Here is an 18776-nt window from a genome sequence, read left to right as displayed (position 1 = left end):
GGTGCCGGGGCGACGGCGGGGGGGGCGCCTCCGCGCCGGCGCCGGCGGCGCCGCCGGCCGGCGCCGAGCTGCGGCTGGTGGCGATCGGCGCCTCGACCGGCGGCCCGCTGGCGCTGCACACCGTCCTGGCGCGCCTGAAGCAGCCGTTCGCCGCGCCTATCCTGGTGGTCCAGCATATTTCGCCGGGCTTCGTGGCCGGCCTGGTCGAATGGCTGGGGCACGCTGGCGGCGGCGCGGTGCGCATCGCCGCACATGGCGAGCTGGCGCTGGCCGGCAGGGTCTACCTGGCGCCCGACGACGCCCACCTGACGGTGCGGGCGGAGGGCGGGGTGGCGCGCATCGCCTTGTCCAGCGCGCCGCCGGAGCATGGCGCGCGGCCGGCGGTGGCCCAGCTGTTCCGTTCGGCGGCGGCGTTCGGGCCGCGCGCGGCCGGCGTGCTGCTGACCGGCATGGGGCGCGACGGCGCGCAGGAACTCAAGACCATGCAGGAGGCCGGCGCGCTGACCATCGCCCAGGACCGGGACAGCGCGATCGTCAACGGCATGCCGGGCGAGGCGGTGCGGCTGGGCGCGGCGCGCCACGTGCTGGCGCCGGAAGCGATCGCCGGATTGCTCAACAGCTTGACGCCGGGGGCGCCATGAACACCAGCGTGGCGCCGGCCGGCGCCGAGATCCTGATCGTCGAGGACAGCCGCACCCAGGCCGAGCACCTGCGCCACCTGCTGGAGCGGCAGGGCTACGCGGTGCGGGCGGCGGCCAACGGCCGGCTGGCGCTGGCGGCGATCGCCGAGCGCATCCCGGAGCTGGTGCTGTCGGACATCGTGATGCCGGAGATGAACGGCTACCAGCTGTGCCGGGCGGTCAAGGCCAACCCCGACTGGCGCGCCATCCCGGTGGTGCTGATCACCTCGCTGTTCGACCCGGAAGACATCGTGCGCGGCCTCGAATGCGGGGCCGACAATTTCATCCGCAAGCCCTACGCGCCGGCCTACCTGCTGGCGCGGCTGGAGCAGGTGCTGACCAACCGCCGGCTGCGCCAGCAGACCGACCCGGCGCAGGGCATCGTGCTCTACCTGAACGGGCGCGAGCACACCATCCATTCGGAGCGCCAGCAAATCCTCGACCTGCTGGTGGCGACCTACGAGCAGGCGGTGCAGGTCAACGGCGAATTGCAGTCGCGCGAGCAGCAGGTCAACGACTTGAACCTGCAACTGCGCCGCCACGCCGCCCAGCTGGAACACTCGAACCGCGAGGTCGAGCGCAAGAACGCCGAGCTGGAGGCCTCCAACCGCGAGATCGCGCGCCAGAATGTCGAGCTGGGCGAGGCCAACCGCATGAAGTCGGCCTTCCTGGCGAATATGTCGCACGAGCTGCGCACGCCGCTCAACGCCATCAACGGCTTTTCCGAGGTGCTGCGCAGCGGCATGGCCGGCAAGCTGACGGCGCAGCAGGAAGAATTCGCCGGCAACATCCTACTCAGCGGCAAGCACTTGCTGGCGGTGATCAACGACGTGCTGGACATGTCGAAGATCGAGGCCGGCATGATGGAGCTGGAGCAGGCGCCGGTGGACATCGCGGCGCTGCTGGGCGAGTGCCTGGTGGTGGTGCGCGAGCGGGCGCAGCGCCAGCGCATCGCGCTGCAGCTGGAGGCGGCGCTGGACGCGCCGCTGCCGGCCGACCGCCGCAAGCTGACCCAGGTGGTGCTGAACCTGTTGTCGAACGCGGTCAAGTTCACCCCCGACGGCGGCAGCGTGACCTTGCGCGCGCGCCGGGTGGCGCCGGCGCGGCCGGCCGCGATGGCGCTGGTCGGCGGCGGCGCCGCGCTCAGGGCGGACCCGGACGGTTATCTGGAGATCAGCGTGATCGACAGCGGCATCGGCATCGCCGCCGACGACCTGCCGCGGCTGTTCCGCCAGTTCGTCCAGCTCGACAGCAAGCTGTCGCGCCTGTACGAGGGCACCGGCCTGGGGCTGGTGCTGGTCAAGCAGCTGGTGGAATTGCACGGCGGCGCGCTGGCCGTGCACAGCACGCCGGGCGCCGGTTCGGAATTCATCCTGTGGCTGCCGTGCGGCGGCGCCGGGCTATGAGGGAGGCAGCGGCGAGCCGCTGGGCGCGATGGCAACCATCCTGATCGTTGAAGACAATCCGTCCAATATGCTGTTGGCGACCTTCCTGCTGGAGCACGCGGGGCACCAGGTGTTGCAGGCGGACGAGGCCGGCAGCGCGCTGCGGCTGGCGCGCGAGCGCCTGCCGGACCTGATCCTGATGGATGTGCAACTGCCGGGCATGGACGGGCTGGAGGCGACCGGCACGCTGAAGGGCGATGCGCGCACCGGCGCCATCAAGGTGCTGGCCTTCACCAGCTTCGCGATGACCGGGGACGCCGACCGCATCCGGGCCGCCGGCTGCGACGGCTATATCAGCAAGCCGATCAGCGTGGACGAGTTTGTGGCCCTGGTCGAGGCGGCGCTGGGCGGCGGCTGAGATAGGCCTTGTTTTTTTATCAATCGCCTCCAGCTGGGGTGCTCACCATATTGAGGAGCCCCCATGCAAGAACTGATCGTGATCGCCATCCTGACCGCCAAGCCTGGCCAGCAAGCCGTGCTGAAGGCCGCGCTGGAGCGCATCGTGCCGCCGACCCGCGCCGAAGCGGGCTGCATCCGCTACGACCCGCACCATGACCTGGAGCAGCCCGGCCGCTACGTGATCGTCGAGGCCTGGCGCGACGCCGAGGCGCACGCCTTGCACCTGGCCACGCCGCATTTCCTGGAACTGGTCAAGGCCATCGACGGCCTGGCGGAGATCCAGATCCTCAAGCTGAACCAGATGCAGTAAGACCGTGCGGGCGGATCAGATGGCCCAGCCGCCCGCGTAGAACACGGCCAGCGCGATGGCGATGGCGACCGTGCCGAGGTTGAGCTTGCGCCATTCGCCCGAGATCAGGCGGCCCACCACCAGGGTGCAGAAGCCGAGCATGATGCCGGTGACGATGTTGCAGGTGAGCAGGATGAACACCGCGCACACCAGGCCCGACAGCGCGTCCAGCTTGTCGTCCATCTTCATGTGGGCGACGCTGCCCAGCATCAGCAGGCCGACATACATCAGCGCCGGCGCGGTGGCGTATTGCGGCACCAGGCCGGCCAGCGGCGAGAAGAAGATCAGGCCGAGGAACAGCACGCCGACCACGGCGGCGGTCAGGCCGGTGCGGGCGCCGGCGGCGGTGCCGACCGTCGATTCGATGTAGGCCGCGGCCGGCGCGCCGCCGACCAGCGCGGCGAAGATGGAGCTCAGCGAATCGGCCGTCAGGGCCTTGCCGCCGTTGCGGATGTAGCCGTTGGGCTCGACCTGGCCGGCCTGGCCGGCCACCGCGCGGATGGTGCCGGTGGCGTCGAACACGGCGGTCATCACCAGCGCCAGCACGCTGGGCAGCACCGCCACGCTGAGGGCGCCGCGGATGTCCATGGCGCCGATCAGCGAGGCGTGGCCGGGCGCGCTCAGCTGCGGCATGGCGAACACGCCGGTGAAGTGCACCGCCGGGTCGAACGCCAGGCCCAGCGCCGACAGCGCGACCACCACCAGCAGGATGCCGCCGGGCACCTTGCGCTGCTCCAGGCCGAAGATGGCGGCCAGGCCCAGCATGCTCATGACGACCGGGAAGGAAGTGATCTTGCCGAGCGCGACCGGCAGGCCGGCGCCGGCGTTCTTGACCACCAGGCCGACGTCGCTGGAGGCGATCATCAGCAGGAACAGGCCGATGCCCACGCCGGTGCCGTGCGCCACGCCGGCCGGCAGGTTTTGCAGGATCCACGAGCGCACGCCGGTGACCGAGATCGCCGTGAACACCAGGCCCATCAGGAACACCGCGCCCAGCGCGACGGCCGGCGACAAGCCCTTGCCCAGCACCAGGCCGAAGGCGGTGAAGGCGGTCAGCGAGATGGCGCAGCCGACCGCGATCGGCAGCCTGGCCCACACGCCCATCAGCAGCGAGCCGACGGCGGCGGTCAGGCAGACCGCGACGAACACCGCGCTGACGTCGAAGCCGGCCGCGCCCAGCATGCCGGGCACGACGAACACGGAATACACCATGGCCAGGAAGGTGGTGACGCCGGCCACCACCTCGCGCCGGGTGGTGCTGCCGCGTTCGGTGATCTGGAAATACTGGTCGAGCTTGCTGAGGGGGACGGCCGGCGACGCTGGCTCGCGCACGGGGCGCAGTTGTGGCTGGGGTTGGGACATGATGGCGCTGCTCCTGTTGTTGTCCGCCTAGGCGGCCGCTGTGGCCGTCCTGGGCAGTGTCTCGTTATGGGTGGTGCCAGGAGAGCTTAGGGTAAAGCTTGTCTGCGACATACTGGAATGGATGGATAGTCATCATAAGCGGGCACGTATTGCTTGTTTGCCGGCGGCGGCATTAGCCCGTGGCGAGCCGTCTTGCGCGCTGTTCGCGGTGGTGGCGGAACGCATCGCGCACCCCGGCGCGCAACGTTTGGGGATCGCAGGGCTTGACAAAATAGCTGTAGATGGAGCCCTGGTTGACGGCCTCGATGATGGTCTTGGACTCGCTATAGGCCGACAGCATCATGCGCACCGTGGACGGATACAGGTTCTTTATTCTTGACAGGAATTCGATGCCGTCCATTTCCGGCATGCGCTGGTCGCAGATGATGACGCTGGCGGGATGGGTCGCCATCAGCTCGAAGGCCAGCGCCGCCGTGTGGGCCGTGTGGATCGTATAGCCATCCTGCCGCAGCTCGATCGCCAGCATTTCCAGGATGTGGGCTTCGTCGTCGACCAGGAGCAGCGATTCGCGCCGCGCGCTGCCGTCGTCGTCGTCGCCGATGGCGAGGCAGGTCTCGGCGTGCAGCACGGTTTCGAATTCCGCCGCCGGCAGCGGCCGGCAAAAATAGTAGCCCTGGATCAGGTCGCAGTCGTGGCGCTGCAGGTAGGCCAGTTGCGCGGCCGTCTCGACGCCCTCGGCCACCACCTGCAGGCGCAGGCTGTGCGCGAGCGAGATGATCGACATGACGATGGCGGCGCTGTCCGGGTCCGATGCGACGTCGCGCACGAAGGATTGGTCGATCTTCAGCACATCGATGGGAAAGCGCTTCAGGTAGGACAGGCTGGAATAGCCGGTGCCGAAGTCGTCCACCGACAGCTTGACCCCGAGCGCCTTGAGCGCGCACAGCACGCCGATCGAGTAGTCGACGTCGGCCATCACCGAGCTTTCGGTGATCTCGATTTCCAGTTGCGCCGGCGGCAATTCCGTTTCGCGCAGCACGGCCGCGATCGCGTCGACCAGATGCTTGTCGGCCATCTGGCGCGCCGACAGGTTGACCGCCACGTGCAGCGGCGCCAGGCCGGCGCGCCGCCACGCCTGGTTCTGCGCGCAGGCGGTGCGCAACACCCACAGGCCGATCTGGCCGATCAAGCCGCTGTCCTCGGCCACGCCGATGAACAGCAGCGGCGACACCAGGCCCCGGGTCGGATGGTTCCAGCGGACCAGCGCCTCGGCGCCGGTGATGCGGCCCGAGCGCAGGTCCACCTGCGGCTGGTAGTGCACGACGAACTCGTCGCGCGTGATCGCCTCGCGCAGGGCTTGTTCCAGGTGGGCCCGCTCGAGCAGGCGCAGATTCATTTCGTCGGTGAAGAACTGGAAATTGCCGCGGCCGCTTTCCTTGGCGCGGTACATGGCGATGTCGGCGTGCTCGATCAGGGCTTCCGGATGGTCGCCGTCGGCGGGATAGGTGGCCACGCCGATGCTGCAGGTGAGCGAGTAGGGCTGGCCTTCGAGCTGCACCGGCTCGGCGATCACCGCCATGATGCGCTGCAGGGTGGCCGCAGACAGGCCGCTGTCCTCCGGGCCGCGCAACACCAGCACGAACTCGTCGCCGCCGATGCGGGCGATGGTGTCGGTTTCGCGCAGGATCGATTTGAGCCGCGCGGCGATGGTGTTGAGCAGCAAGTCGCCGGCGCGGTGGCCCAGTGTGTCGTTGATGATCTTGAACCGGTCGAGGTCGAGAAACGCCACCCACAGCGGATGGTCGTAGCGGCTGGCGTAGGCGATGGCCTGGGTCAGGCGGTCGCGCAGCAGGTTGCGGTTGGCCAGCCCGGTCAGGGTGTCGTGGGTGGCCTGGAACTGCAGCTGGCTGGCGTAGACCTCGCGCTCGGCCAGCGCCGCGCTCAAGTCCTTGGTGCGCTCGCTGACGAGCTGTTCCAGCGTGTCGAGTTCGCGCTGCTGGGCGCGGTGCAGCAGCCACTTTTTCGACAGCGCGCTGGCCAGCTGCAGCACCTCGATTTTCTCGAACGGCTTGCGCAGGATGAGCAGGCGGTCGGACTGGCCGAGGCGGCTGGTGATGGTCTCCCAGGAGTAGTCGCTGAAGGCGGTGCAGATGACGACATGGATGTGCGGGTCGATCAGCCACAGCGCCTCGATGGTCTGCATGCCGTCCCAGCCGCCGGGCATGCGCATGTCGACGAACGCCAACGCATAGGCCTGGCCCTCGTCGCGCGCCGCGCGCGCCAGCTGGCAGGCTTGCTCGCCGCTGTGCAGATAGTCGACCCGGAAACGCGGCACGCTGTCGTGCCGTTCGGGGCCGGTGTCAAACAGCTGCGCCTCCAACGCATCGAGGGCGTCGCAGGGGAGGGCCGTGTCCGGCGTCAGGATCTTGCCGAACAGGTCGAGCACGGCGGCATTGTCGTCGACCACCAGCACCCGTGCCGGAGCGCCATCCGGTCGGGGCGGCTGGTCGCCGCGCTGCACAGCAGTATCCATGGTATCGTCCTTATCAAGATGCGTGCTGCGCCACCGCAGCGTCCTCCAGCTCGGCGTGCGCGGCGCGCAGCTCGAACACGAACGTCGCGCCTTGCCCCAGTCCGGCGCTCGAGCAGGTCAAGCTGCCCTCCAGCTCGCGCGCCCAGTTGGCGCTCGAATGCAGGCCCACGCCATGCCCGCCGGGTTTGGTGGTGAAGCCCTGGTTGAACACCAGCGGCAGGTTCGACGGGTCGATGCCGACACCGTTGTCGCGCACCGCCATGCGGACGCGGCCGGCGCCGGTGCTGGTGCTCAGCCAGACCGTTCTTTGCTGCTCCGGCCGCCCTTCGACGGCGTGGCGCGCGTTGGCCAGCAGGTTGAGCAGGATCTGCAGCGCCTTGTTGCAGTCGACCATCACGCTGGCGCCGCAATCGAACTCGCAGACGATGTCGACGCCGCGCATCGCGAACGCGCCCCGGCTCAGCACCAGCGCCCGCTCCATCAAGTCCTTGACCGCGACCAGTTCCTGCAAGGCCGGGTGGGCCAGCGCGAATTTCTGCTGGGTGCCGATGACGCCGACGGCGTGCTCGGTGCAGGCGCGCAGCGCCTCGACCTCGTTGAACAGGGCGCTCAGTTCGGCCTCGAGATGCTCGCTCAGTTGCGTGATGAATGCGGGCAGCACCTGGCCGCGGCTGTCGTCGGCGATGAAGGCCGGCAGATCGTTGGCGTGTTCCTTGAGCAGCTGGGCGACCTTCTGCAGCTTGGGGATTTTCGATTGATGCAGTTTCTCCGCGATCAGGCCGGAGGAGATCGTCACGCCGTTCAGTATATTGCCCAGATTATGGATGATGCCGGTCGCGACGATCGCCATGCCGGCCTCGCGCGACTTGTCGCGCAGCTGCGCCTGGATGTGCGCCATGCGCAGGGCGGAGCGCACGCGCGCGCGCAATTCGAACGGTGAGAACGGCTTGGCGATGTAATCGTCGGCGCCGGTCTCCAGGCCGCAGACGCTGGCGTCGGCGCCGCCGCGCGCCGTCACCAGAATCACCGGCAGATGCGACAGATTGGTGGAGCGCTTGATCAGGGCGGTCAGGCCCAGCCCGTCGAGCTCGGGCATCATCACGTCCGAGACGACCAGGTCGACGCGTTGCACCTGCAAGATGTCCCAGGCGTTGCGGCCGTTGACGGCCGTCGTCACCTCGCACTCCGGCTCGAGCAGTTCCGTGATATAGCTGCGCAGGTCGGGGTTGTCGTCCACCACCAGCACCTGGGGCAGGGCGGCGCTGCGCGGCGCGGCGGCGGCGGTCGGCGGCCGGTCGCCGCCCTCCTGCAGGCGCACGTCGCGCAGCATGGCCTCGACCGGCGTCAGGCCGTGGGTGTGCACCTGCGTGCCGGCGCCGGCCAGCGCGGCCAGGCGCTCGGTGCCGCGCGCCAGCCGGACATGGAAGCGCGAGCCCTGGCCGTAGGTGCTGTCGACGCCGACGCCGCCGCCGAGCAGCTCGGCCAGCTTCTTCACCAGGGCCAGTCCGATGCCGGTGCCGCTGTGGGCGCGGGTGGCCGAGTTGTCGATCTGTTGAAAGCGGTTGAACAGCAGCGACAGCTTGTCCGCTTCGATGCCGATGCCGGTGTCGCTGACGGCCAACTCAAACCATTGCGCGTCGAGCGCGCGCGCCTGTACCCGGATGGTGCCGCCGGCCGGCGTGAACTTGAGCGCATTGCTCAGCAGGTTGAGATAGATCTTCTCGAAATGCGCGCGGTCCATGCAGACCGGGCCGAGCCCGGGATCGACCTCCGCCACCAGCACGCAGCCCTTGGCGTCGGCCATCGGGGTGGCGTCGCCGACCATCGCCGGTATCAGTTGCTGCAGGTCGACCGCTTCCCAGTGCACCTCGTAGCGATGGGCCTCGGCCTTGGAAAAATCGAGGATGTCGTTGACCCGGTTCAGCAGCAGCGAGGCGTTGCGCTGGACGCGCTCGATCTGCAGGCGCCAGTTCGCCTGCGGCTGCGGCGCCGACAGCAGTTGCTCGATCGGGGCCAGGATCAGCGTCAGCGGCGTGCGCAGCTCATGGCTGACGTTGGCGAGGAATTCGCTCTTGGCCCGGTTGGCCGTCTCGGCCGCGATCTTCATGTCCAGCAATTGCACATTGCTTTGCTGGAGCGCCTGCTCGGCGCGCGCGCGCTCGTTGATCTCTTCGTTGAGCTGGGCGTTGGTGGCCGTCAGCGAGCGCGCCAGCTTGGCCGTGCTCGACGCCAGGCGCGCGTCGAACACGGAAATGAGCATGGTGGCGGCCAGGAACAGCAGGGTGCAGCCGGCGATCGTCGCGGCCATCCACAGATTGCCGACCTGCTGGGGGTTGCCCAGGCAAACGCTGCCGGGCGCGAAGTTGGCGGCGGCCATGCCGGTGTAGTGCATGCCGACGATGGCCACGCCCATGACGACGGCGGCGCCCATGCGTTTGAGCCCGACCCGCTCGATATGTTCGGAGCGCAGCTGGAAGGAAATCCACAGCGCCGCGACCGACGCCGCGACGGCCACGACGATGGACAGGGCGTACAGGCCCGGCGTGTAGTCGATCGCCGGCGACATGCGCATCGCCGCCATGCCGACGTAGTGCATGCCGGCGATGCCGGCGCCCATCACCAGCCCGGAGGCGAGCAGGCGCCGGGTGGACAGGGTGTCGCGGTTGATCGTGAACAGGGCGAAGCCGGAGGCCAGGATCGCCAGCAGCATCGACAGCAGGGTGATGGGGACGTTGTAGCCCATCTGGATGGGCAGCTGGAAGGCCAGCATGGCGATGAAATGCATGGACCAGATGCCGGTGCCCATCGAGACGGCGCCGCCGGTCAGCCAGTACTTGGCGATCCGCTCCGGCGCCGAGGACACCCGCGACGCCGCGTCCAGCGCGACATACGAGGCGATGACGGCGACGACGAAGGATAGCAGTTGTAACCAAGAGTTATAAGTGCCTGTCATACCCAGTCCCTTCCAGCGCATGCCGGTGGCGTTAGCGACTGATGGTATTCCCGTTCGGCACGCTTGTCGAGACCTCTTCTACTCCAGGTTCTGCACCTGTTCGCGCATTTGCTCGATGAGCAGCTTGAGTTCCATCGAGGCGTCGGCCAGTTCCTTGACCGAGGCCTTGGCGCCGAGCGTGTTGGCTTCGCGGTTCAGTTCCTGCATCATGAAGTCCAGGCGCTTGCCGACCTGGCCGCCTTTTTTCAGGATGTGGCGGGTTTCGCTCAGGTGGGCCGACAGCCGGCCCAGCTCTTCGGCGACGTCGATGCGGATGCCGTACAGGATCACTTCCTGGCGGATGCGCTCGAGCGCGTCCTGGCGCGACAGCGCCGAGTTCGAGCCCTGGCAGGCCAGGCCCAGCGCGTCCTGCATGCGCTCGATGGCCTTCTGCTGGAAGGCCGCCACCACCTGCGGGATCAGCGGCGTGATGCGCTTGACGATCACTTCCATCGCCTCGATGCGCGAGGTCAGCATGGTTTCCAGCGCCGCGCCCTCGCGCTGGCGGCTGTGGACGAAGGCTTGCACGGTGCGCGCGGTCAGCGCGGCGACGTCGGCCTGCAGCGATTCCTGGCCGATCTGGGCTTCCTCGATCACGCCGGGCCAGCGCAGCAGCTCGGCCACCGACATGGTGGCGGCGGCCGGGAAATGGCCGCTCACTTCGGCCTGCATGCGTTGTAATTCGGTCAGCAGCGGCAGGTTCAGCGCCTGCGCGCCGGTGCTGGCGGCCTTGCGGCCAAAGCTCAGGCGCAATTCGACCTTGCCGCGGGTGATGGCCGCCATGATCGCCGAGCGCAAATCGGGTTCAAGCGCTCGTAAATCGTCGTTTATTCGAAACTGAAGGTCTAGAAATCGCGAGTTGACACTCTTGATCTCGATAGTCAGTGTTCCCGCCGCACTTTCACTGGTGGCGACCGCGTAGCCCGTCATACTGGAAATGCTCAATGGATGTCCCCGATTTAATCTTTACAAAACAGTGATTTATCCACACAATCCGGTTGTTGAGGCGAGGAACTCTATGGCTGCACAAAACAACGCCCCGTTACCCGATGGTCTGGAAATTGCTGGATATCGCATTGTAAAGAAAATTGCGTCCGGTGGGTTCAGTATTGTTTACCTGGCGTACGACGGCGACGGCGTGGCGGTGGCGATCAAGGAATATTTACCCAGTTCTTTGGCCCTGCGGCAGGAGGGCGAACTGCTGCCGTCCATCGCCAAGGCGCATCTGCCGGTGTTCCGCATCGGCCTCAAGTGCTTCTTCGAGGAGGGCCGGGCGCTGGCCCGCATCTCCCATCCGAATGTTGTAAGCGTGCTCAATTTCTTCCGCGCCAACGAAACCGTTTACATGGTGATGGCCTACGAATCCGGCCATTCCTTGCAAGAACATATACAAAGGCAGCGCGGCAAGGGCAGCAAGGTGGGCGAGGCCTTCATCCGCACCATCTTCCTGCAGGTGCTCAAGGGCCTGCGCGAGGTGCACGCCAACAAGCTGCTGCACCTGGACCTGAAACCTGCCAATATCTACCTGCGCACCGACGGCACGCCGATGTTGCTGGACTTCGGCGCCGCCCGCCAGACCGTCAACAACGACATGCCGACCTTGACGCCGATGTACACGCCGGGCTTCGCCCCGCCGGAGCTGTATGCCAAGACCGGCGGCCTGGGGCCGTGGTCGGACGTGTACAGCATCGGCGCCTCGATGTTCGCCTGCATGGTGGGTTCGCCGCCGCAGCCGGCCGACCAGCGCAAGAGCGAGGACAAGATGGCCGGCCATTTCGACCAGCTGCAAGGCTTGTACACGCCGGAGCTGGTGAAGATGGTGCGCTGGTGCCTGGAGCTGGACCCGCTGGAACGCCCGCAAAGCCTGTTCGCCTTGCAGAAGGTGCTGCAGGCGGCGCCGGCCCCCGTGCCGGTCGCCGCGCCGCCGCCGCGGGGCGTGATCGACAAACTGGGCCTGCGCGCGCTGGTGGACCGGCTGGGCGGCCTGGGCAAGCCCAAGGCCAAAACCGGCCCCGACACGCTGATCTAACCGACAAAAGGCTGAACCATGCAATTCTCCGTGTATCAGGAAAGCCACATCGGCGGCCGCAAGGTCAACCAGGACCGCATGGGCTACAGCTTCACCCGCGACGCGCTGCTGCTGGTGCTGGCCGACGGCATGGGCGGCCACCTGCGCGGCGAGATCGCCGCCACCGTGGCGCTGCAATCGATCTCCGCGCTGTTCCAGCAACAGGCCACGCCCTATGTGAGGAAGCCGCAGCGTTTCCTGGAGGAGGCGCTGCTGGCCGCGCACCGCGACATCCACCGCTACCGCGCCGAGCACGACCTGCCGGAGACGCCGCGCACCACCGTCGTCGCCTGCCTGATCCAGCACAACACGGCGACCTGGGCCCACTGCGGCGATTCGCGCCTGTACTGGATGCGCGACGGCCAGATCCTGGCGCGCACGCGCGACCACTCGCACGTGGAAAGCCTGATCGCCAAGGGCCTGGCGCAGCCGTCCGAGCGCGCCACCCATCCCGACCGCAACAAGCTGTACAACTGCCTGGGCGCGGACAGCCTGCCGAAAGTGGACATCTCCGGCGGCGCCGGCATGCTGCCGGGCGATTTGATGCTGTTGTGCTCGGACGGCTTGTGGTCTATGCTGCCGGACGACGACCTGGTGCGGCGCCTGCACCGCCAGACCGTGGTGCGCGCGGTGCCGGACCTGCTGCAGGCGGCGCTGGGCGCGGCGGGCAGCGCCAGCGACAACGTCACCGCGCTGGCCATCATGTGGCAGGGCAGCTCCATGGTCGACGGCATGGGCGAGCTGACGGCGGCCGAACTGTCGACCGTGATCTCGACCGAAGCGCTGCCGCAGGACCTGCACAGCACCACCATCAACAGCGCGCCGGTGCCGGAGCAGGCCCCGGCGCCGGCGCCGGCGCCGCAAGTCGACGCCTTCGACGACGATGAAATCGAGAAGGCCATCGCCGAGATCCGCGGCGCCATCGAAAAATCGACCCAAATATTGAAATAACATTGAAAAAAGGAAGACTGTTTATGGCATTTGAATCCCGTCCGAGCGGCCGCGCCGTCGATGCGCTGCGCACTCTGCGCCTGACCCGCGACTACACCAAGCACGCCGAAGGCTCGGTGCTGATCGAATGCGGCGACACCAAGGTGATCTGCACCGCCAGCATCGAAGAGAAGGTGCCGGGCTTCCTGAAGGGCAAGGGCCAGGGCTGGATGACCGCCGAATACGGCATGTTGCCGCGTTCGACCCACACCCGCATGGACCGCGAGGCGGCGCGCGGCAAGCAGTCCGGCCGCACCCAGGAGATCCAGCGCCTGATCGGCCGCTCGCTGCGCGCGGCGTTCGACCTGGAGGCGTTCGGCGAGCGCACCCTGCACCTCGATTGCGACGTGATCCAGGCCGACGGCGGCACCCGCACGGCGTCCATCACCGGCGCCATGGTGGCGGCTTACGACGCGTTCGCCAAGCTGGTGGCGCGCGGCGCGGTGCCGGCGATGCCGCTGAAAAGCTTCGTGGCGGCGATCTCGGTCGGCGTCTACCAGGGCATGCCGGTGCTGGACCTGGACTATGTCGAGGATTCCGGTTGCGACACTGACATGAACGTGGTGATGAACGACGCCGGCCACTTCATCGAAGTGCAGGGCACGGCCGAAGGCGCGGCCTTCGACCGCGCCGGCATGGACCGCCTGCTGGACCTGGCGCAGGGCGGCATCGCCGACCTGATCAAGCTGCAAAAGCAGGCGCTGGGCCTGGCCTAGGACACGGGGCATCCCGCCGCGTCCGCCCGGCTTCCGGCGGGGCGGCCCCCAAAGGGTTTACAATGTCGGCTTCACCGCCACACGCTGCCCACATCATGACCCAACGCCTGATCCTCGCCTCCAACAACGCCGGCAAACTCAAAGAATTCAACGAACTGCTGTCCACCGTGGGCTTTTCCGTCCACGCCCAGGGCGAGTACGACGTCCCGGAAGCGGACGAGCCGTTCCACACCTTCGTTGAAAACGCCCTGCAAAAGGCCCGCCACGCCGCGCGCCTGACCGGGCTGCCGGCGCTGGCCGACGATTCCGGCGTCTGCGTCAACGCCCTGGGCGGCGCGCCCGGCGTGTACTCGGCGCGCTTTGCCGGCGAGCCGAAATCGGACGCCCGCAACAACGAGAAAATGATCGCCGACCTGGCCGGCCACGCCGACAAGTCGGCCTACTACTACTGCGTGCTGGTGTTGGTGCGCCACGCCGACGACCCGCAGCCGGTGATCGCCGATGGCCGCTGGAACGGCGAAATGATCGCCACCCCGCGCGGCGACGGCGGCTTCGGCTACGACCCGCACTTCTACATCCCGGCGCTGGGCAAGTGCGCCGCCGAGCTGACGGCCGACCAAAAGAACGCCCTGTCGCACCGCGGCCAGGCCCTGCGCGCATTGGTAGAGAAACTGAAATGATCCCGATTAAAATCGTCGGCGCCACCAGCAAGGCAGCCAAGCCGGCCACCGACATCAGCGAAGCCGCAGGCGTCGCCGCCAAGTATCTGCAGGCCGGTTCGCTGAACCTGCAGGCGCTGCCGCCGCTGTCGCTGTACATCCACTTCCCGTGGTGCGTGAAGAAGTGCCCCTACTGCGACTTCAACTCGCACGAGGCCAAGGACGGCAAGGGAGGCGCGGGCTTCCCCGAACAGGAATACCTGGACGCGCTGCGCAGCGACCTGGAAATGGCGCTGCCGCTGATCTGGGGCCGCAAGATCTACACCATCTTCATCGGCGGCGGCACGCCCAGCCTGATGTCGGCGGCCGGGCTGGATCGCCTGCTGTCGGACGTGCGGACCCTGCTGCCGCTCGACAGCGATTGCGAGATCACGATGGAGGCCAACCCCGGCACCTTCGAGGCCGAGAAGTTCAAGTCCTACCGCGCCAGCGGCATCAACCGCCTGTCGATCGGCATCCAGAGCTTCAACAGCCGCCACCTGAAGGCGCTGGGCCGCATCCACGACGACCACGAGGCCAAGCGCGCGGTGGAGATCGCGCTGGCCAACTTCGACAACTTCAACCTCGACCTGATGTACGCGCTGCCGTCGCAGACGCTGGAGGAGGCGCGCCACGACGTCGAGACCGCGATGGCTTTCAATCCGCCGCACCTGTCGCTGTACCACCTGACGATGGAGCCGAACACGCTGTTCGCCAAGTACCCGCCGGCGCTGCCGGACGACGACGCCAGCGCCGACATGCAGGACCTGATCGCCGAGCTGACCGCCGCCAACGGCTACGGCCAGTACGAGGTGTCGGCCTACGCCAAGCAAGGCCACCGCGCCCGCCACAACCTGAACTACTGGGAGTTCGGCGACTACCTGGGCATCGGCGCCGGCGCGCACTCCAAGCTGTCGTTCCCGCACCGCATCCTGCGCCAGGCCCGCTACAAGCAGCCCAAGGCCTATATGGAGCAGGTGCGCCTGGGCGCGCCGGTGCAGGAAGAGTACGAGATCGGCCGCGACGACATGGGCTTCGAGTTCATGCTCAACACCTTGCGCCTGCACGGCGGCTTCGATCCCAACCTGTTCGCCGAGCGCACCGGCCTGAGCCTGAACGCGATCGAGAAAAACCTCAACGCGGCCGAGGCCAAGGGCCTGCTCTACCGCGACCACAAGCTGATCAAGCCGACCGAGCTGGGCCAGCGCTTCCTCAACGATTTGCAACAGATGTTCCTCAACGGCTGACGTCGAAACTGGCATTTTTAGCCATTTTTCTTGACCTTGAATCGACTGGCTTGGATACTGGGAGGCACCGATATCCAGCCAGGAGCCCCCATGCCCGCCTTTGGTTTAGAGAACTCGTTTCGCCACCCCGAGAACGGCATGACCAGGGCGGACATGATCGCTTCCCGACTGGTCGCCAATGAACTGGACGAGGTGATCATCTTCCGCTCGACCGGGCCGTGGTCGCGGCGCTGGCTGGAGGACGGTTATCCGAGCAAGAATTTCCACGTCAAGGGCAAGAGCTCGGACTGGGGGCCGCAGGCCGGCTTCGTGCCGTACGACGGCACCTACAGCAAGGTCGGCCACGACCAGACCAAGGCGCAGAAGGGCACGCGCGCCAACCAGAAGGGCATCAACGACCGCTTCGCCACGGCCAACATCCTGGAGCTGACCCTGGACCAGCTGATCCGCCAGCACCAGGTCGCCGAGGAAATGCCGCCGCGCACCGCGGTGCAGTTCATGGAAGTCATCCCCGGCACCCGCAACTACTCGCTGCTGGCGCAACGCTCCGGCGACGGCCACCTGTTCGAATTCCTGGCGCGCTGGCATCGGGCCGGCGCCACCGCCGGCGCCGCCGTCTACCAGATCTATGTGTACACCATCGCCGCCGACCACAGCGCGCACGGCATGGCCGCGCGCCTGCTGCTGCCGCTGGAGGTGATGTGCTCGTCCGAGAACGGCGCCGACCACCGGCCGATGACCGGCGACTATGACCTGATGGCGGTCTGCCCGCGCTGGCGCGATTACGGCGCCACCAGCCGCCAGGAAATCTCCAAGCCGGGCCTGCTGATGGACGGCATGCCGCAGCGCCGGGGCCAGGTGTTCGCCGCCGGCACCAACCTCGACAAGGTGCTGACCATGGAAACCACCACCGGCAGGCCGCGGCCGCAGGGCTGGCAGGCGCCGCATGGCTTCGGCAACGAGGAGCACTACGACATGGGCAACATCACGCCGCGCATCCTGCGCTGCATCAACCTGCTCAACGGCCGCATGGTGAACGGCGGCGGCGCCTTCCGCCGCGTGCACCACAATGCCGAATCGCACCGCCACGTGGCGTTCGGCGCGCTGGTGCGGGCCGACATGGAAAACGATAACGACGGCTTCCCGCTGACGGTGTTCCAGCCCGACGCGGCCGGCGCCGGCGACATCGCCGGCTACACGGTGGCCGCGACCCTGCTCAATATGCGCGAGTTCCGCGTCTACGCCGGCCTGATGCAGGACGCCGGCTTCTTCCTGCCCCGCAACGCCGCCTGGGGCATGTCGATCCGCGACGCCGGGCGGGCGGCCTAGCCGCGCCTAAAACTCTTCCCAGTCCTGGTCGCCGCCGACGGTGGCCGGCTTGCTGGTGCTCGGCTTGGCGGCCGGCCTGGCCGGCGCCGCCGGCCGCGGGGCCACACGGGCCGCCGGGGCGGGGCGGGCGGGCGGGGCGGGCAGCGCCGCCTTGGCGCGCGCCGGCGCCGCCGGCGCCGGCCGCAGTGCCTCGTCGCCCAGCTTGAACGAGGCCGCCACGTCGGCCAGCCGCGCCGCCTGGTCCTGCATGCTGGCTGCGGCCGCCGCCGCTTGCTCCACCAGCGCCGCGTTCTGCTGCGTCACCTGGTCCATCTGCGTGATGGCGGTGTTGACCTGGTCGATGCCGATGCTTTGCTCGCTGCTGGCCGAGGTGATCTCGCCCATGATGTCGGTCACGCGGCGCACGCTGGCCACGACGTCGCCCATGGTGGCGCCGGCCTGCTGCACCAGCTTGGCGCCGAGGTCGACCTGCTGGACCGAATTGCCGATCAGCTCCTTGATCTCCCGGGCCGCCGCCGCGCTGCGCTGGGCCAGGTTGCGCACCTCCGAGGCCACCACCGCGAAGCCGCGGCCCTGCTCGCCGGCGCGCGCCGCCTCGACGGCGGCGTTGAGCGCCAGGATGTTGGTCTGGAAGGCGATGCCGTCGATGACGGAAATGATGTCGACGATCTTGCGCGAGGAAGCGTCGATCGAGCCCATGGTGTCGACCACCTGGCCGACGATGGCGCCGCCGCGCTCGGCCACGTCGGAGGCCGCCTGCGCCAGCTGGTTGGCCTGCTTGGCGTTCTCGGCGTTCTGGCGCACGGTGCTGGTCAGTTCTTCCATCGACGACGCGGTCTCCTCCAGCGAGCTGGCCTGTTCCTCGGTGCGCTGCGACAGGTCCATATTGCCGGCCGCGATTTGATTGGACGCGGTGGCGATGGTGGTGGTGCCGCTCTGCACCTGGCTGACGACGTTGCGCAGCGCATCGTTCATGCCCTTGAGCGCGGTCATCAGGTCGCCGATCTCGCACTGGCTGGTCTCGGCGTCGAAGCGGGTGGTGAGGTCGCCGTTGGCCACGGTGGTGGCGATCTGCAGCGCCGACTTCAGCGGCACCGTGATCGAGCGCGAGATCACCCACGCCGCCAGCGAGCCGATCGACACCATCAGCACCGCCAGCACCATCAGCAGCATGTTGCTGCGGTCGTTGGCGGCGTCGATCGCGTGGGCGGTGTCGTCGATCGCCTTGCGCTGCAGGGTCAGCAGCGCCTGCACCTTGCCCTGGTAGGCCGTGGCGGCCGGCATGAAGACGTCCTTGTACAGTTTTTCCGCCTGCTCGGCGTCGCCGGCCTTCTTGGCGTTCATGATGTCGGTCTTGGCCTTCTGGTAGGTGTTGCGCAGCGCCCCGGAGGCTTCGAACACGGCCTTTTCCTCGTCGCTGGCCATCAGCTCCTTGAGCTTGGCGATCAGCTCGCCGCCCTTCTTGCTGCTGTCGGCGATGACGTCGGCGAAGGTGGTCGACAGGCTGTCGTCGCTGCTGCGGGCGATCAGCGCGGTGCGCGCCACGGCCGAGTAGATCAGCACGTACCAGTCGGAGGCCAGGCGTTCCTTGGCCAGCGGTTGTTCCATCATGTGGCGGGTGGCCTCGGCGTTGACGCGGGCGTTGTACAGGGCCACGGAGGTGGCGCAGATGGCGAGCAGCAGGACGATGGCGAAACCGAGCGCGAGGCGGGTGCCGATGCGCAGTTGGGACAGTAGATTCATGATGGACGCTCCGAAGTGGCCCGAGGATGGCTGCGCCGGCGCGTCCGGCGACGCGGCTGGCAGGCTACAAGTATGCGCCCGTCCCGCCGCGGCGGTCATGCTACTTCCGCTGGCCGCGTTGCTTTTTCGAAACAATTAGAACGGCAAGTGGGGTCAGATACCGTCTTGAATGGCAAGCCCTTTCGATAAGTAATTGGGATCGAAAGGCTTGTCATTGTGTATCAC

The 18776-nt window shown here is 67.7% G+C and carries 15 protein-coding genes; 10 read left to right on the top strand and 5 right to left on the bottom strand.

The features are described from left to right. The 4 genes from AC07OK_RS30230 to AC07OK_RS30215 form a co-directional block, all read left to right on the top strand. Positions 1 to 641 (top strand): CheB methylesterase domain-containing protein (locus tag AC07OK_RS30230; RefSeq protein WP_494693743.1); only part of this gene is annotated, 641 nt, incomplete at its 5' end. After that, complete coding sequence (locus AC07OK_RS30225; protein ID WP_494693742.1) at positions 638 to 2086, top strand: ATP-binding response regulator; 1449 nt, start codon at positions 638 to 640, stop codon at positions 2084 to 2086. The genes AC07OK_RS30230 and AC07OK_RS30225, both read left to right, overlap by 4 nt. 28 nt (positions 2087 to 2114) lie before the next feature. Continuing rightward, entirely contained in the window at positions 2115 to 2483 is a 369-nt protein-coding gene (locus tag AC07OK_RS30220) for a response regulator (RefSeq protein ID WP_494693741.1), read from the top strand. A 63-nt stretch (positions 2484 to 2546) separates the two neighbouring features. Further along, the gene (locus tag AC07OK_RS30215; RefSeq protein ID WP_494693740.1) at positions 2547 to 2834 is read left to right on the top strand and encodes a putative quinol monooxygenase; all 288 of its coding nucleotides are present in this window, start codon (positions 2547 to 2549) and stop codon (positions 2832 to 2834) included. Between the two features lie 15 nt (positions 2835 to 2849). Here AC07OK_RS30215 and AC07OK_RS30210 read toward each other — a convergent pair whose 3' ends face one another. From AC07OK_RS30210 to AC07OK_RS30195, 4 genes are all read right to left on the bottom strand, one after another. Continuing rightward, the gene (locus AC07OK_RS30210) at positions 2850 to 4238 is read right to left on the bottom strand and encodes an NCS2 family permease (RefSeq protein ID WP_494693745.1); all 1389 of its coding nucleotides are present in this window, start codon (positions 4236 to 4238) and stop codon (positions 2850 to 2852) included. A 169-nt stretch (positions 4239 to 4407) separates the two neighbouring features. Beyond that, on the bottom strand, positions 4408 to 6768 hold the full coding sequence (locus tag AC07OK_RS30205; protein WP_494693739.1) for an EAL domain-containing protein: 2361 nt from the start codon (positions 6766 to 6768) through the stop codon (positions 4408 to 4410). Between the two features lie 13 nt (positions 6769 to 6781). Beyond that, the gene (locus AC07OK_RS30200) at positions 6782 to 9721 is read right to left on the bottom strand and encodes an MHYT domain-containing protein (RefSeq protein WP_494693738.1); all 2940 of its coding nucleotides are present in this window, start codon (positions 9719 to 9721) and stop codon (positions 6782 to 6784) included. 78 nt (positions 9722 to 9799) lie between these two features. Next, the gene (locus tag AC07OK_RS30195; protein ID WP_494693744.1) at positions 9800 to 10690 is read right to left on the bottom strand and encodes a YicC/YloC family endoribonuclease; all 891 of its coding nucleotides are present in this window, start codon (positions 10688 to 10690) and stop codon (positions 9800 to 9802) included. Between the two features lie 88 nt (positions 10691 to 10778). Here AC07OK_RS30195 and AC07OK_RS30190 point away from each other — a divergent pair, with 88 nt between their 5' ends. The 6 genes from AC07OK_RS30190 (at position 10779) to AC07OK_RS30165 (ending at position 16808) form a co-directional block, all read left to right on the top strand. Further along, entirely contained in the window at positions 10779 to 11789 is a 1011-nt protein-coding gene (locus AC07OK_RS30190; RefSeq protein ID WP_494693737.1) for a serine/threonine protein kinase, read from the top strand. Between the two features lie 18 nt (positions 11790 to 11807). Then, positions 11808 to 12779 carry a PP2C family protein-serine/threonine phosphatase gene (locus AC07OK_RS30185; protein ID WP_494693736.1) on the top strand — a complete coding sequence of 324 codons (972 nt, stop codon included), beginning with the start codon at positions 11808 to 11810 and terminating at the stop codon, positions 12777 to 12779. A 23-nt stretch (positions 12780 to 12802) separates the two neighbouring features. Next, positions 12803 to 13534, top strand: coding sequence for a ribonuclease PH (rph, locus tag AC07OK_RS30180; RefSeq protein WP_494693735.1), 732 nt, complete (start codon positions 12803 to 12805; stop codon positions 13532 to 13534). A 95-nt stretch (positions 13535 to 13629) separates the two neighbouring features. Further along, entirely contained in the window at positions 13630 to 14214 is a 585-nt protein-coding gene (rdgB, locus tag AC07OK_RS30175) for an RdgB/HAM1 family non-canonical purine NTP pyrophosphatase (protein WP_494693734.1), read from the top strand. Then, positions 14211 to 15479 carry a radical SAM family heme chaperone HemW gene (gene hemW, locus AC07OK_RS30170; RefSeq protein WP_494693733.1) on the top strand — a complete coding sequence of 423 codons (1269 nt, stop codon included), beginning with the start codon at positions 14211 to 14213 and terminating at the stop codon, positions 15477 to 15479. Before rdgB ends, hemW begins: the two co-directional genes overlap by 4 nt. 138 nt (positions 15480 to 15617) lie before the next feature. Then, on the top strand, positions 15618 to 16808 hold the full coding sequence (locus AC07OK_RS30165) for an anthrax toxin-like adenylyl cyclase domain-containing protein (protein ID WP_494693732.1): 1191 nt from the start codon (positions 15618 to 15620) through the stop codon (positions 16806 to 16808). A 6-nt stretch (positions 16809 to 16814) separates the two neighbouring features. On the opposite strand, the gene AC07OK_RS30160 is transcribed toward AC07OK_RS30165, so the two are convergent. After that, the gene (locus AC07OK_RS30160) at positions 16815 to 18551 is read right to left on the bottom strand and encodes a methyl-accepting chemotaxis protein (RefSeq protein ID WP_494693731.1); all 1737 of its coding nucleotides are present in this window, start codon (positions 18549 to 18551) and stop codon (positions 16815 to 16817) included. Between the last annotated feature and the right edge of the window lie 225 nt (positions 18552 to 18776).

This window comes from Duganella sp. GW821-FHT07G03 (assembly GCF_059418605.1).
Note: the sequence above shows the minus strand (reverse complement) of the source record. Positions and strands in the feature narration are given on the sequence as shown.